This window comes from Snodgrassella sp. CFCC 13594 (assembly GCF_001590725.1).
Classification (GTDB): Bacteria; Pseudomonadota; Gammaproteobacteria; order Burkholderiales; family Neisseriaceae; genus Snodgrassella.
The window spans coordinates 1-15248 of the sequence record NZ_LQXR01000009.1 but is presented as its reverse complement, the minus strand read 5'-3'; the positions used below and the strand labels follow the sequence as shown (position 1 = coordinate 15248).

Here is a 15248-nt window from a genome sequence, read left to right as displayed (position 1 = left end):
GCTAGATCGAGTTATACCGACAAATTTGATGATCAAAAATATCATGCGATTACCATAAAATTAGAACAATTATTCATGAAAATGGCATGAATGTTTGGGTCACAACAGGTAAAATACCCAACCAATAAACAAGCGATCATTAAAGCCCATGATGGGCTTCAGGAAGAGCAGCAATGAATATTGTGGAGTGGACCCGTGATTTGGTCAGTGGTTTTGACAGCATCGATGAGCAACATCGGCAGTTTTTTGATTTAACCAATGCCTTAAACAACGCGCATGAACAAGGGGATAAAGCCGCTGTAACCCAAATATATGCAGATTTACAGTCTTTGGCCGAGGCGCATTTCACCGATGAAGAAGCCTTAATGGAGTTGGCGGGTTATCACCTGTTGGCGCGACACCGACAAATGCACCAACAGTTTTTGGCAAAAATAATGGCACAAGCCAAAGCGTGGCAAGATGGTGAGGATAAAGTGGACGACAGCCTATTGTTCTTGCAGTCTTGGGCTTTTAGCCATTTAGGCCATGCTGACAAGGCTTATGTGCCGGTGGTTCGTGAAGCCATGGCGGCGATGCAAGAATAGCCTCTTCGTAAACTTTTTATCTGATTACAGGCTGCCTGAAACCTTTCAGGCAGCCTGTTTTGTTGGTGTTTTGGTGGCAGCCATCGGTTTTTCATTATGGGTGCATCGGTTTTTAAAAATGTATTAATCGAGAGCGATGCTTTATAACCAATCTAAGTCATCAAGTGCAGGCCAATGATGACTTTTATACACACACCATTTGGAGCTAGCCATGGGATTTGATTGGTCCTATACCTTGGGCCTCTTGGCCAATAAGGATTTTTGGCATGCCACGCTGACGGTTATCGAACTGAGTGTTGCGGCATGGATTTTGGGGATTGTATTTGGATTGTTTTTGGCTTTGGGTCAGCGTTCCAAAATTTGGGCGGTATCCAAAGCCTGTGGCGTGTATATTTGGTTTTTCCGCAGTTTGCCGCTGTTGGTGCTGTTGGTGTTTATTTATAACGTTCCACAGATGTGGCAAGCCAGTAGTGTTATTTTGTCATCGCCGTTTATTTCCGGTTTGATTGCGCTGACTTTGAGCGAAGCGGCCTATATTGCTGAAATTCACCGTGGCGGTTTATCTGCGGTCCCCAACGGTCAAGTAGAGGCAGGCAAAGCCTTAGGCATTAAATATTTGGGTATTCAGCGACTGATTGTGATTCCTCAAGCCATACGGGTAGCCTTGCCAGCCTTGGGTAATGAATACATTACCATCGTGAAGCTGACTTCGCTGGTGTCGGTGATTTCGCTGGCAGAAATCCTACTGGTGGGGCAACGCCTGTATACGCAAAATTTTCTGGTTATGGAAACGTTGTTGGGCGTGGCCTTTTATTATGTGCTGATTGTGACGGTGTTTGATTGGTTGATTAAATCATTTGAACGCAAAATTGATGTGAGCCGTCGCAAACCAGGCTTGTTGGAAAACAATGAAAGCATCCCGGCCGAAAGCGTGGCCGTGGCCATGCGCAAGCATTTGGACGTGGAACACAAAGGCGCGTTTGCCTTGCAAGCCAAAAACATCCACAAAGCCTATGGGGATCATGAAGTGCTCAAGGGCATTGATCTGGATGTGGGTTGGGGGGAAGTGGTGTCCATCATCGGGCCGTCTGGCTCAGGGAAAACCACTTTTATCCGCACCCTCAATGGGTTGGAGTCTTTGGATCAAGGTGAAGTGAATCTGTTGGGCGAACCGTTTTTGAAAGATCATACGTTGACACCCGATTCAGCCGAATATAAGCAGCGCATTGTGCACATTGGTATGGTGTTCCAAAGCTTTAATCTGTTTCCGCACAAAACGGTATTAGAAAATGTGATGTTGGCGCCTCTTTATCATGGTTTGGGTGACAAGTTGGCTTCCAAGCTGACGGCTTTGGCTATGTTGGATAAAGTGGGGATGAAGGCGCATGCCAATAAATATCCGCATCAGCTTTCTGGTGGTCAGCAGCAACGGGTGGCCATTGCCCGTGCTTTGGCGATGGAGCCATCGGTGGTGTTGTTTGACGAGCCTACCTCAGCGCTGGATCCAGAACTGGTGAATGAAGTATTGAAAGTGATGGAACAGTTGGCGCAAGAAGGACTGACCATGGTGATTGTGACCCATGAAATGAGCTTTGCCTTTAAAGTATCCAATAAAGTGGTGTTTATGGAAAATGGCCATGTGGTGGTGAGCGGCACACCGCAGGCATTGTTGAGCATGAACCATGAACGCTTGGATGCTTTTATGCACCGCCACGATGATTAAGTAGGCATCAATAAAAAAGGCTGCCTGAACGCTTTTCAGGCAGCCTTTTTATGGTGATGCGATGGATTTACATCGGCCAAACCAAAGCTGGATTTTGTTCAATCACTGTTTTGAATTGGTTTTGAATACGGGCCAAGGCTGCTGCATTGTCGGCTTCGAAACGCAGCACCAAAACGGGTGTGGTATTGGATGCACGCATCAGCCCAAAACCATCAGCAAATTCCACGCGCAAACCATCAATCGTAATCAACTCCTGTGCACCATCAAAATGCGCATTTTTAGCCAACTCATCAATCAGATCATGACCTGACAATCCAGTAGGGACATCAATGTTTAATTCTGGTGTGGACACGCCAGAAGGCAAGGCATTGAGCACCGCCGAAGGATCATCACTGGCCGAGAGAATTTCCAACAAGCGTGCACCAGCATATAGCCCGTCATCAAAACCCAGCCAGCGTTCTTTGAAGAATACATGACCGCTCATTTCTCCAGCCACCAATGCACCGTGCTGCTTAATGGCGGCTTTGATGAAGCTGTGGCCGGTTTTGCTCATAATGGGTTCACCACCATGCGCCCGTATCCAAGGGGCTAAAAGACGGGTGGATTTGACATCAAAAATCACTTTCGCGCCAGGGTTGCGGCTCAAAACATCGGCGGAAAACAGCATCAGTTGGCGATCGGGATAAATGATTTGGCCTTCTTTGGTCACTACCCCCAAACGGTCGCCATCACCATCAAAAGCCAGCCCGATTTCGGCATCGCTGCTGTGCAATGCGCGAATCAAATCTTGTAAGTTGGCGGGTTTGGCTGGATCAGGATGGTGATTGGGGAAATGGCCATCAACATCGCAAAATAATTCGGTGACTTGACAGCCCAAAGCACGGTAAAGATCGCCTGCAAATGCGCCGGCTACACCATTACCCGCATCAATCACAATATTCATCGGTCGCTTCAATTGGATGTGTGCCGCAATGTAGCGTGTGTATTCTGGTGCGATGGATAATGTTGCCACACTGCCTTCAGCAGCAACTTCTTTTACCCAATCGGCGTTGTCAATGCGCAGGCGCAAAGCTTGGATGTCGTCACCCGCTAGGGTGGTTCCCGCTAGCATCAATTTGAAGCCATTGTAATCGGGCGGATTGTGGCTACCGGTAATCATCACGCCGCTGCCACCGCAATGTTGTACAGCAGCAAAATACAACATGGGTGTGGCCACCATGCCCACGTCCACCACATTGATGCCACTCTCAGTGATTCCGGCCATCAGGCTTTGCGCCAGCTGCGGGCCTGAGAGCCTGCCATCACGGCCAACGGCAATTTCATTGACTTGGCGTGCTACTGCTTCGGCGGCCACTGCGCGGCCAATCCAATAGGCAGTTTCAGGGGTGAGCGTTTGGCCAACAATGCCGCGAATGTCGTATGCTTTGAAAATGCCAGGATCCGTAGAATGGGCAGACATGGTGTTCCTTAAAAAGTTGAAGATGAGTTATATTCATGGGTGTGTTGAGGCAACTTGCCTGCATCAAAGGCGCCCATCTGGGCCGCCATCCATAAACTGAGGCAAGCGGTCATGACAATGCAACCACGTTCGGCGGCTGGCCACCCAAATATGATATTGCGGACTGATGGTGTCGGGCAAATCTAAACTAGCCAAGGATACGTCCACCAGATTGGATTGGTGTTGGTGGCGAAACATCAAAGGGCTACCACAATGTTGACAAAATTCGCGTTGTGCTGAAGCACTGCTGTGGTAAATGGCTGCAGAGCCTGGGTGTAGACCACGTCATTGGCGAAAAAAGTAGCCCATGCCATCATTGGCGCGCCACTGCTTTTTTGGCACATGCGGCAGTGACAAAAGCCAGCGTCAATCAGCGCGCCCTGAATGCAGTAGCGCAGGCGCCCACACAAACAACCACCCTCAAGACGGGTGGGCATCATCATGAATGGCTCACTGGTGCATTTGTGGCCAAAATATTGGCCACAAATGTGCCACATTGTGCAATGGCTCTGGCCGCATCATGGTTGAGGTTGGCGGCGATTTGACCGCTGTGCCAGAGTCCATCATAAACCGTAAATGTGAGCGGCACATCAGCATCCTGTAATGCATTGGCTAAACGCTGTATTTGCGGCAATAAAAATTCTTCTTTGCCTGCTTGCAATAGAGTGGGCGGCAGGCCATGTAGGTCGGCATAAAGCGGAGCCAATTCAGGGTTGTGGATACTTGTATCGCCCCGGTAGGCTTGGGCGCTGACCCATCCCCATAACGGGTTAATGATGGGGTCAAACACCCATGGCAATTGGGCATCAGTGGGGTCTGCCCAAGGCGACAACAATAGCAATGCAGACGGTTGGTATGATTGTTTCTGCAAGCGTTTGGCGGTGGCCAAAGCCAAATTGCCGCCCGCCGAATCGCCCGCCAGTATCACGTGTGCTTGATTTGGATCGGATTGTTGCATTAAGGCATGGGTAGCGGCCTCGCAGTCATCCAGCGCTGCAGGGAAAGGGTGCTCTGGCGCCAAGCGGTAATCAATGCTGTATACCCGAATGCCACAGGCTTTGGCCAGTTGTTGGCATAAGGGGCGGTGACTGCGGCTGGAGCCGGTGGTAAATCCACCCCCATGAAAAAAGACCATCAGGCTGTCGAGGCTGGGGTTGGGCGGACTGAAACAACGTGCGGAAACGCCGTTGAGCTTCAGTGTTGTTTCTGTGATTCCTGGTGTCAGCAGCAATGGGTTTTGTGCCAAACTGTCGGTGCATAATCGTTGCCAAGCAAAAGGCACCAGTGGGTGAAAAAATGCGTGGTTAAGCAAGCCTATGCTGTATTTTTGCCATTGCTGCCAAATCGTGGTGTGCATGTTGCCTTTCCTTTCGATTGGTGATGGATGCCACTACGTCGAATTCAGGCAGCCTGAATTAAGATGAATAAGGCAAGCCAAAATGCAGGTAGCTGTTTTCGGTGGCCATGCGCCCTCGCGGCGTGCGCTGTAAAAAGCCTTGCTGGATTAAGTAGGGTTCGATCACGTCTTCAATGGTGTCAGTGGACTCGCCTATCGCTGCAGCAATGTTGTCTAAGCCCACGGGACCGCCGCTGAACTTGCATAAAATGGCTTCTAAGAATTTGCGATCCATCACATCCAAACCTTTGTCGTCCACATCCAGCATTTTGAGTGCTGCATCGGCCACGCCTGCATCAATGCGGCCTTGGTGTTTGACTTCTGCATAATCACGCACGCGGCGCAATAAGCGGTTGGCAATACGTGGAGTACCGCGGCTGCGCTTGGCGACTTCTGCTGCACCGCTTTCATCGATGTGGAGCTGCAGCAGTGCTGCCGAGCGAGATACGATGGTGGTTAAGTCAGTGTGATTGTAAAATTCCAAGCGTGACACGATGCCAAAACGATCGCGCAGCGGATTGGTGAGCATGCCGGCGCGGGTGGTGGCCCCTACCAACGTGAATGGGGGTAAGTCAATCTTGACTGAGCGCGCCGCCGGCCCTTCACCAATCATGATGTCGAGTTGATAGTCTTCTAAAGCTGGATAGAGAATTTCTTCCACCACTGGACTTAAGCGATGGATTTCATCAATAAACAACACATCATGAGGTTCAAGGTTGGTGAGTAAGGCTGCCAAATCGCCCGCCCGCTCCAAGACAGGCCCAGAGGTTTGGCGCAAATTCACGCCCATTTCCCGTGCAATGATGTGGGCCAAAGTGGTTTTGCCCAAGCCGGGCGGGCCAAAGAGTAGTGTGTGGTCTAAGGCTTCGCCGCGTTTTTTGGCGGCCTGAATGAAAATCGCCAACTGTTCTTTGGCTTTTTCTTGGCCGATGTAATCGGCCAGCATCTTGGGCCGCAGAGCACGTTCGAGTAGCTCTTCTTGGCCGGAGGCTGCTTGGGGGCTGATGACGCGCTGGGGTGCGGCGCCAGAAAGATTGTCGGTTTGCAGCATAACGGTCTCGCCTGATGAATACGCTCATGATACCGCAAAGCAGATGGGAAATGGATGATGGCTCTCGGTAGCGGTGGCGCCAGAATACGGTTGCCTGAAAATAAACGCGCTTCAGACTGAGTGCTGTTTCAGGCAGCCTGAGGGTGTTTTAATCCCTTGATCAGACATGCAGTTGGGCAAATACATCAAAATAATGGGGAAACGTTTTGTTCACGCAGCTGGGGTCATTGATGTAGATGGGGGTATCCATCAGGCTGACCAATGAAAAGCACATGGCCATGCGGTGATCGTCGTAGGTATCGATGTGGACATCAGGTATGAGCTTTGCCGGTGGCGTGATGGTGAGGCTGTCTTCGGTTTCCACTGCGGTGGCGCCGAGTTTGCGCAATTCGGTTGCCATCGCGCTGATGCGGTCGGTTTCTTTGACGCGCCAGCTTGCAATATTGCGTAGTCGACAGGTTTGGCCGCTGGCTAAAGCCACGATGGCCAAGGTCATGGCCGCATCAGGAATGTGGTTGGCATCCAAGTCAAACGGCAACACGGCTTGATTGGCCGCGCGCGATACTTCAATAAAATTTTCGCCCCATGTGAGTTGGGCTCCGAGCTTCTCTAATTCCTGCGCAAACGCCACATCGCCTTGTATGCTGTTTCGACCAATGCCCAGTACCCGCACAGGGTTGCCTGAAATCAGGCCTGCGGCCAGGAAATATGAAGCACTGGAGGCGTCACCTTCCACATGAACCACAGCCGGAGCGTGGTAGTGCGCTTGGGCAGGCAGCTCAAATGTGCGGTAATCATGGTGGCGCACGGCGACACCAAACTGGGCCATCAATTTTAAGGTGATGTCGATATAGGGTTTGGAAATCAATTCACCCACTACTGCAATGCGATAAGCGTGTCCGGTCAGCGGCAGCGCCATCAGTAATGCGGTCAGGAATTGGCTGGATACATTGCCTTTGATGGATAAACACGGATCGGGACGGTGTTCGAATGGGCCGATGTGCAGCGGCGGAAAACCAGCGTTAGTCAAGTAATCAATGTGGGCACCTGCTGCGCGCAAAGCATCGACCAAATCGCCGATGGGGCGCTCGTGCATGCGTGCCACGCCGTGCAGATGATAATCGCCACCTAAGAGCGCCAGTGCTGCGGTGAGTGGTCGGAATGCGGTGCCAGCATTGCCCAGAAATAAATCGGCTTTCTGCTGGGGGAAACGGCCACAGCTGCCTTGTACGCGTAGGCCTACAGTAGGATCAGCTGCCGTCTTTGGCAAGGACTCAATATGGATACCCAGCTTGACCAATGCTTCGAGCATGCGTTGGGTGTCATCAGAATGCAGCAGCGAGCGGATTTCTGTGGTGTTGTCGGCCAGTGCTGCGAGCAGCAACGTGCGATTGGAAATGCTTTTAGAGCCGGGTAGCAAAACTGAGCTGGTGGTTTTGAGTTGGGCGGGCGGTAAATGCAAAGTAGGGGTGTTCATGGTGTGATCGCGAAAATCAGATGGTGCTTATTATGCCCAATTCCGTTCTTTAATGCACCGTTGTGACTGCTGCTGGTGCATGTGGTGGCTGTGCTGTACGGCAAGTGTAGGTTGCCTGAAAAGAAATTCATTATTTGTTGCGGTGTTGTAGGCATTTGTTTGGCGATGATGGTTTTGGGGTGATCTGCTACCTATGTTTTTCGATTCTGTTGATGGATAAGCGAGCACGTTGGTCGTTGTTAGATGTAGATGGGTTATAATACAAGCCAAATTTCGTTTGATTGAATCATGGGCAGCTTGTGCGTGTTGGGGCAAGCGCTTGATAACTGTTTGGAGACCGTATGTCCTCCCCAATTTCTCCTTATCCTGTGATTGCCATTGATGGCCCCAGCGCTTCTGGTAAAGGCACGGTGGCCGCTCGGGTGGCAGACCATTTAGGCTGGGCTTATTTGGATTCTGGTGCGTTGTATCGGCTCACGGCATTGGCCGCGCAGCAACAAGACGTGGCTTGGGATGATGAAGTTTCGCTGGCGCTATTGGCACAACATTTACCAGTGTGCTTTGGTGAAGGGTGTGTGTTGTTGGCGGGTGCTGATGTGACGGAAGCCATTCGCAGTGAGGCCGTGGGTATGGGTGCATCAGCGGTGGCCAAGTTGCCTGCTGTCCGCACCGCTTTATTACAACGCCAGCGTGATTTTTTGAAGGCGCCTGGTTTGGTGGCTGATGGCCGCGACATGGCTTCAGTGGTGTTTCCTTACGCGGTATTGAAAATTTTCCTTACGGCCAGTGCACCCGTACGCGCTGAGCGACGTGCCAAACAATTGGGTGTGGCTGTGGGTAGTGCCGAGTACACGCGCATTTTGCAAGATATTGAAAAACGGGATGAAGCAGACCGCAATCGCAGCGTGGCACCATTGAAGCCTACAGCGGATGCGCATGTGTTGGATACCTCTAATTTGGATATTCTACACAGCGTACAAAAAGTGCTTGATTGGTATCAACAAATCTAAAATTCATGTACAATGGCGCGCTTTGGTTTGATTCAGCGATTGGGTCGGATCAAACGCGAAACTGATGGCGGATTGTCTTCAACGTATTGACCCAACTTTTGTTGGGGTGGGTATGTTGGCCAGAAAGGTTTCAGGCAGCCGATGCAGCCAGGGTGCAGCGGCTTTACATAACCAACCTCGTACGCCTTGGCAGTACACAAGAGATGATTAGATGACTATGGAAAATTTTGCCCAACTGCTGGAAGAAAGCTTCACCCTGCAAGAGATGAACCCCGGCGAAGTAATCACCGCGGAAGTCGTGGCTATTGATAATAACTTCGTGACCGTGAATGCCGGTTTGAAATCAGAATCTCTGATTGACGTGAATGAATTCAAAAATGCAGCGGGCGAGATTGAAGTTAAAGTGGGTGACTTTGTAACCGTGACCATCGAATCCGTGGAAAACGGTTTTGGTGAAACCAAGTTGTCACGTGAAAAAGCCAAACGCGCCGCCGATTGGATTAAATTGGAAGAAGCCATGGAAAATGGCGAAATCCTGTCTGGCGTGATCAATGGTAAAGTCAAAGGCGGCTTGACTGTGATGATCAACAGCATCCGTGCTTTCTTGCCGGGTTCTTTGGTTGATGTGCGTCCGGTTAAGGATACGTCTCACTTTGAAGGCAAAGAAATTGAATTCAAAGTAATCAAATTAGACAAACGCCGTAATAATGTGGTTGTTTCTCGCCGTGCCGTACTGGAAGAAACCTTAGGCGAAGAACGCAAGGCGTTGTTGGAAAACTTGGCCGAAGGCGCTGTGGTGAAAGGTATTGTGAAAAACATTACCGATTATGGTGCGTTTGTGGATTTGGGTGGTATCGATGGTTTGTTGCACATCACCGATTTGGCTTGGCGCCGCGTGAAACACCCAAGCGAAGTATTGGAAGTGGGCCAAGAAGTCGAAGCCAAAGTATTGAAATTCGATCAAGAGCGCAGCCGCGTGTCTTTGGGTCTGAAACAATTAGGCGAAGACCCTTGGAATGGTTTGGCTCGTCGTTATCCGCAAGGTACCCGTCTGTTTGGTAAAGTAACCAATTTGACCGATTACGGTGCATTCGTGGAGATTGAACAAGGCATTGAAGGTTTGGTACATGTGTCTGAAATGGATTGGACCAACAAAAACGTTCACCCAAGCAAAGTAGTGCAAGTGGGTGATGAAGTAGAAGTGATGATTCTGGAAATAGACGAAGATCGTCGCCGTATTTCTTTGGGTATGAAACAATGCCAAGCCAACCCATGGCAAGAATTTGAAGCCAATTACAACAAAGGCGACAAAATCACTGGTGCGGTTAAATCCATCACTGATTTTGGTGTATTTGTTGGTTTGCCGGGTGGCATCGATGGTTTGGTGCACTTGTCTGATTTGTCTTGGAGTGACGGCGGCGAAGAAGCTGTGCGTCAATTCAAGAAAGGTGAAGAAGTTGAAGCCGTGGTATTGGCCATTGATGTCGACAAAGAACGCATTTCTTTGGGCATCAAACAATTGGCTGGTGATCCCTTCAATAACTACATCAGCGTCAACGACAAAGGCAGCTTGGTTAAAGGTACCGTGAAATCATTGGACGCTAAAGGCGCAGTGATTGCTTTGGCTGATGACGTGGAAGGCTACTTACGTGCTTCTGAAGTTTCCAGCGACCGCGTGGAAGACATCCGCAACGTGTTGAAAGAAGGCGAAGAAGTCGAAGCAGTCATCACTACGGTTGATCGCAAAAACCGCAGCATTAATTTGTCTATTAAAGCCAAAGACGCTAAAGAAAACAATGAAGCGTTGCGTTCCTTGTCTGTAGATAATGCCAATGCGGGCACCACCAGCTTGGGCGATTTGCTGAAAGCCAAATTATCTGGTGACAACGAGTAAGCATTATGACCAAGTCTGAGTTAATGATTCGTTTGGCGGAGTTGTATACCGCGGATAATGGCAATACTCAATTGGTCGCCAAAGATGTGGAGCAGAGCGTGAAAATCTTGGTGGACACCATGACACGCTCCTTGGCTCGTGGCCAACGCATTGAAATCCGTGGTTTTGGTAGCTTTGACTTGAATCACCGCCCAGCTCGTTTGGGGCGGAATCCCAAAACTGGTGAAAAAGTAGCGGTACCTGAGAAATTTGTGCCGCATTTTAAACCGGGCAAGGAATTGCGCGAACGCGTGGATCAGGCTTTGCTGGATCAAACCAAATAAAGCCTTATTGGCTTGATTGAACGCCGCTGATTTCAGCGGCGTTTTTGTTTTTTTGGACACCATGGTGGCTTGGGTAGTCGCCTTATGATATGGTTCACCGTCTAATTTTCTGGGCTATTCCATGTGGTTGGTTGATGCATGAGGAAAGCCTTATTCCTGGTTTCCATCTGAGAAATGAATATCGAATCCATGACTGCTCCTGTTTTTGTCTCCCCTTCTTTTCAAAATCAAAGCCCGTTGACTTGGTATCAGGCAGCCCAACAGCAGCCTGGTTTTATTCAAGATGCAGCACAATATCGTGCCATAAAAGTATTGGATAAGCTGTGGGATGATTTGATGATGTTTAAACGCAAACGTAATCGTTTTTTGGGACGAAGTTTGCGTTCACCGCAGTCCCCCAAAGGAGTGTACTTTTATGGCGGTGTAGGGCGTGGGAAAAGTTTTCTAATGGATGTGTTTTTTGGGTGTTTGCCTTATCGACGCAAGCGCCGCGTGCATTTTCATGCATTTATGGCAGAAGTGCATCAGCGCTTGAAAGCACACCACAGTGAAGCCAATCCATTGCAGGCAGTTGCGCATGATATTGCCAAGGAAGTGCGTGTGTTGTGTTTTGATGAGTTTCATGTCAGCGATATTGCCGATGCGATGATTTTGGGACGGTTGCTGGAAAGTTTATTTGATGAAGGGGTGGTGTTGGTGGCTACTTCAAATTACATGCCTTCAGCGCTGTATCCTCAAGGGCAAAATCGATCCAGTTTTTTGCCGACCATTGCACTGATTGAGCGTGAATTGACTGTATTAAACGTGGATGGGGGTGAAGACTATCGTTTGCGTACGCTTAAGCCTGCAGATGTGTTTTATGTACCAGCCAATACGGTAAATGAGCAAAAATTGGCGACGCTGTTTATGCAGATGAGTAATGGGCAAGCACCGACGCCAGGCCAAATTACGGTAATGGGTCGAAATATCCACAGCCAAGGGCAAAGTGATGCCTGCATTTGGTTTCATTTTGATGAGTTATGCCGCGGCCCACGTTCGCAAAATGATTATTTGTTCCTGGCTCAGCATTACCGCGTGGTGTTGATCTCTGGTATGGCTAAATTGGCATCGACCGAACGCAATGAGGCGCGCAGGCTGACTTGGCTTATTGATGTGCTATACGATTATCGAGTAAAACTTTGTGCCAGTAGTGATGTGGTGATGAATGAACTCTATACCGAAGGTGACTTTGCTGAAGAGTTTACGCGGACTGTCAGTCGATTGACAGAAATGCAGTCTGAGGCATATTTGGCATTGCCACATTTGACTTTAGATGTTGCAGGTTCTGTTTAGATAGGGTTAAAAGCGTATTAAAACTGCCCAAAACTTGCTAAAATGCGGCACATTTGATTTTTTGTGTCTGGGATTTGCTTTGAGATGCCAGACGGTAATTGAACTATTGGAGTTTTAAATGTCTATTGAACGTACTTTGTCGATTGTGAAACCAGATGCTGTGGCCAAAAACGTGATTGGTCAGATTTATTCTCGGTTTGAAAGCAACGGCTTGAAAATTATTGCGGCCAAAATGAAGCACTTGTCGCGTGCGGAAGCCGAAGGCTTTTATGCAGTTCATAAAGAGCGCCCATTTTTTGCTGATTTGGTGGCTTTTATGATCAGCGGTCCAGTGATGATTCAGGTTTTGGAAGGTGACAATGCCGTAGCCAAAAACCGTGAATTGATGGGTGCTACCAATCCAAAAGAAGCCGCTTCAGGTACCATTCGTGCGGATTTCGCTGATTCTATTGATGCCAATGCTGTGCACGGTTCAGACAGTTTGGAAAATGCTGCCATTGAAGTGGCTTATTTCTTTGATGACAGCGAAATTTGCCCGCGTTAATCGCCCTTGTCGCTAAGACACAGGCTGCCTGAGTTATTCAGGCAGCCTTTAAGTCCTTTGCGTTAAGCTTGGCTGGCTGATTGGCTGTTTGAGCTTAACCCAAAAGATTGAAGCCTGAAATGAAAACGAATTTATTGAATTATGATTTGCCGAGCCTAACCACCCATTTTGCCCAAATGGGTGAAAAGCCTTTTCGCGCGAAGCAAGTGATGCGGTGGATGCATTTGGGCGGTGCCAATAACTTTGATGACATGACTGATTTAGCCAAATCGCTGCGCGCTAAATTACAGGAACGTGCCGAAGTGGCAGTGCCCGGTTTGATTACTGAGCAAAAGTCCAGCGATGGTACACGCAAGTGGCTATTGGATGTGGGTACGGGCAATGGTGTGGAAACTGTATTCATCCCTGAAGATACACGTGGTACATTGTGTATTTCTTCGCAGATTGGCTGCGCGCTGGAATGTTTGTTCTGCTCCACTGGTCGGCAGGGCTTTAACCGCAATTTGAATACTGCAGAAATCATTGGCCAATTGTGGTGGGCCAATAAAGCGCTGGGGGTTACGCCTAAGAATGAGCGTGTTATTTCCAATGTGGTCATGATGGGCATGGGCGAACCACTAGCCAATTTTGATAATGTGGTTACTGCGCTCAGCATCATGCTGGATGATCACGGTTATGGTTTGTCGCGTCGACGCGTAACTGTATCCACGTCTGGCATGGTGCCACAAATGGATCGATTGCGGGACGTGATGCCGGTGGCGTTGGCGGTATCGCTGCATGCCTCTAATGATGTGGTGCGTGACGAAATTGTTCCGTTGAATAAAAAATACCCGCTGAAGACATTGATGGCGGCATGTGAACGCTATTTGGTTAAAGCACCACGTGATTTTATTACTTTTGAATATGTAATGTTGCAAGGGGTTAACGACGAAGCACAACATGCGCGGGAACTGATTGATTTGGTTAAAAATGTACCGTGTAAATTCAATCTGATTCCGTTTAATCCTTTTCCTCATTCGGGATTTGAACGGTCCAGCAATGAGCGTATTCGTGTCTTTCGCGATATTTTGCAGGAAGCAGGGTTGGTGGTGACTGTACGTAAAACCCGTGGCGACGATATTGATGCTGCTTGTGGTCAATTGGCAGGCAAGGTCAATGATAAAACCCGGCGCCAGCAAAAATGGCAATTGATGAAGGAATAATGAGATGAACATCAAAGCAGCTGTTTGGGCGGTAACCTTGGGTGTGCTGTTGGTAGGGTGTGCTTCACAAGGATTGAAGCAGCCGACGCGAGCGGAACGCGTGGAAGAAGTTGCGCAAATTAAAACCCAATTGGCTGTCGAATTCATGCGTTCAGGTGATTATCGTCAGGCGGTTAGCACCATTGATGAAGCATTGCAGAGCAATAGTTCTTATGTTTATGCGTGGCTGATTCGTGCGCAAATTTGGCAGTATTTGAAGGAACCCGTTAAAGCTGAAGAAAGCTTTAAACGGGCTTTGACATTGGCGCCTGATAGTGCGGAAGTCAATAATAATTATGGTTGGTTTGTGTGTGATGTGCGCAATAATCCTGCGGCGTCGATTGCCTATTTTGATAAGGCTTTGGCTGATCCCACTTATCCATCGCCAGAAGTAGCGAACATGAATAAAGGCATTTGTACCACACGCATGGGTCAGTACAGTCTTGCTAAGGCGTACTTTGAACGTGCTTTAGCGGCCAATCGTAATTTTGCGCCAGCACAGAAAGAAATGGCCAGAACGGCCTTGCTGGCGGGTAATGCGCAAGATGCTGATTATCTATTTCGCCAATACCAAAGTCGCATTAATAATTTAGACGCAGATGATTTATTGCTGGGTTGGAAGATTGCCCGATCATTGGGTTATAGCCAAGCAGCATATGAATATGAAGCACAATTACGCGCCAATTTTCCTTATTCTAATGAGTTGCAAGAAATCTCGACAGGACGAATGTAATGAGTGAGACCCACAACAACGATATCCCGAATGCCGCTGCAGCCTTAGGGGCGGTATTACGCCAAGCACGAGAGCGTAAAGGCCTGTCGGTGGGCGAGGTGGCTGAGCGGTTGAAATTTCCTGCTCGCCGTGTTGAGGCGCTGGAAAGCGGGTGCTACGAAGGGCTGCCTGAACCCGTATTTGTGAAAGGATTTGTCCATACATATGCCCGTTTTTTGGATACCGATATTACTGAGGTCAATGAGTATTTAAGCCAGGTGTTCCCCAGTAGCAAAACAACAGCACCAACAGCTTCCTCCAATACCTCTGCAGAGTTGAATTTTCAAGGCGCTCCGGTGAAAAAAACCTTACCCAAATGGGTGATGGGTGTGGTGGTACTGGCTATTATTGGTGGTGTGGTGTATGCATGGCAAAGCAAGTCCAGCGCTGAGAATGCCAAGCA

The 15248-nt window shown here is 49.0% G+C and carries 16 protein-coding genes and 1 pseudogene; 11 read left to right on the top strand and 6 right to left on the bottom strand.

Annotation, left to right across the window (positions count from 1 at the left end; genetic code table 11):
- Nucleotides 1-173 precede the first annotated feature (173 nt).
- The 3 genes and pseudogenes from A2F46_RS06700 (at nt 174) to A2F46_RS13425 (ending at nt 2307) form a co-directional block, all read left to right on the top strand.
- Nucleotides 174-584, top strand: coding sequence for a bacteriohemerythrin (locus tag A2F46_RS06700; protein WP_066568366.1), 411 nt, complete (start codon nt 174-176; stop codon nt 582-584).
- A 211-nt stretch (nt 585-795) separates the two neighbouring features.
- Nucleotides 796-1446 (top strand): annotated as a pseudogene (locus A2F46_RS13430) (amino acid ABC transporter permease); the annotation flags it as partial.
- Between the two features lie 81 nt (nt 1447-1527).
- Complete coding sequence (locus tag A2F46_RS13425; protein ID WP_231867738.1) at nt 1528-2307, top strand: amino acid ABC transporter ATP-binding protein; 780 nt, start codon at nt 1528-1530, stop codon at nt 2305-2307.
- Between the two features lie 67 nt (nt 2308-2374).
- Here the strand turns inward: A2F46_RS13425 and A2F46_RS06690 are convergent, their stop codons facing one another.
- The 6 genes from A2F46_RS06690 to aroA form a co-directional block, all read right to left on the bottom strand.
- Nucleotides 2375-3766, bottom strand: coding sequence for a phosphomannomutase/phosphoglucomutase (locus A2F46_RS06690; RefSeq protein ID WP_066568357.1), 1392 nt, complete (start codon nt 3764-3766; stop codon nt 2375-2377).
- A 63-nt stretch (nt 3767-3829) separates the two neighbouring features.
- A complete protein-coding gene (locus A2F46_RS13250) occupies nt 3830-4003 on the bottom strand; it encodes a hypothetical protein (RefSeq protein WP_255358754.1) in 174 nt (57 codons plus the stop codon).
- The gene (locus A2F46_RS13245; protein ID WP_197457586.1) at nt 4003-4248 is read right to left on the bottom strand and encodes a GFA family protein; all 246 of its coding nucleotides are present in this window, start codon (nt 4246-4248) and stop codon (nt 4003-4005) included. The genes A2F46_RS13250 and A2F46_RS13245 overlap by 1 nt, the downstream gene beginning before the upstream one ends.
- Nucleotides 4245-5162 carry an alpha/beta hydrolase gene (locus tag A2F46_RS06680; protein ID WP_066568354.1) on the bottom strand — a complete coding sequence of 306 codons (918 nt, stop codon included), beginning with the start codon at nt 5160-5162 and terminating at the stop codon, nt 4245-4247. Before A2F46_RS06680 ends, A2F46_RS13245 begins: the two co-directional genes overlap by 4 nt.
- Before the next feature lie 58 nt (nt 5163-5220).
- Nucleotides 5221-6252, bottom strand: coding sequence for a Holliday junction branch migration DNA helicase RuvB (ruvB, locus tag A2F46_RS06675; protein WP_066568351.1), 1032 nt, complete (start codon nt 6250-6252; stop codon nt 5221-5223).
- Nucleotides 6253-6412: 160 nt separating this feature from the next.
- Complete coding sequence (gene aroA, locus A2F46_RS06670) at nt 6413-7729, bottom strand: 3-phosphoshikimate 1-carboxyvinyltransferase (protein WP_066568349.1); 1317 nt, start codon at nt 7727-7729, stop codon at nt 6413-6415.
- Nucleotides 7730-8070: 341 nt separating this feature from the next.
- On the opposite strand from aroA, the gene cmk reads away from it, so the two are divergent.
- The 8 genes from cmk to A2F46_RS06630 form a co-directional block, all read left to right on the top strand.
- Nucleotides 8071-8739, top strand: a complete 669-nt coding sequence (gene cmk, locus A2F46_RS06665; protein WP_066568347.1) for a (d)CMP kinase — start codon at nt 8071-8073, stop codon at nt 8737-8739.
- Between the two features lie 211 nt (nt 8740-8950).
- Nucleotides 8951-10633 carry a 30S ribosomal protein S1 gene (gene rpsA / locus A2F46_RS06660; RefSeq protein WP_066568340.1) on the top strand — a complete coding sequence of 561 codons (1683 nt, stop codon included), beginning with the start codon at nt 8951-8953 and terminating at the stop codon, nt 10631-10633.
- Nucleotides 10634-10638: 5 nt separating this feature from the next.
- Nucleotides 10639-10956 (top strand): integration host factor subunit beta, encoded by a 318-nt coding sequence (locus A2F46_RS06655; protein ID WP_066568333.1) that lies wholly within the window; start codon nt 10639-10641, stop codon nt 10954-10956.
- A 189-nt stretch (nt 10957-11145) separates the two neighbouring features.
- A complete protein-coding gene (gene zapE / locus A2F46_RS06650) occupies nt 11146-12288 on the top strand; it encodes a cell division protein ZapE (RefSeq protein WP_066568530.1) in 1143 nt (380 codons plus the stop codon).
- Nucleotides 12289-12406: 118 nt separating this feature from the next.
- Entirely contained in the window at nt 12407-12832 is a 426-nt protein-coding gene (gene ndk, locus A2F46_RS06645) for a nucleoside-diphosphate kinase (RefSeq protein WP_066568330.1), read from the top strand.
- A gap of 119 nt (nt 12833-12951) precedes the next feature.
- A complete protein-coding gene (gene rlmN, locus A2F46_RS06640) occupies nt 12952-14034 on the top strand; it encodes a 23S rRNA (adenine(2503)-C(2))-methyltransferase RlmN (RefSeq protein ID WP_066568327.1) in 1083 nt (360 codons plus the stop codon).
- 4 nt (nt 14035-14038) lie between these two features.
- Entirely contained in the window at nt 14039-14806 is a 768-nt protein-coding gene (gene pilW / locus A2F46_RS06635; RefSeq protein ID WP_066568325.1) for a type IV pilus biogenesis/stability protein PilW, read from the top strand.
- Nucleotides 14806-15248, top strand: a 443-nt coding sequence (locus A2F46_RS06630; RefSeq protein WP_156471588.1) for a RodZ family helix-turn-helix domain-containing protein, incomplete at its 3' end; no start/stop codon positions are given. The genes pilW and A2F46_RS06630, both read left to right, overlap by 1 nt.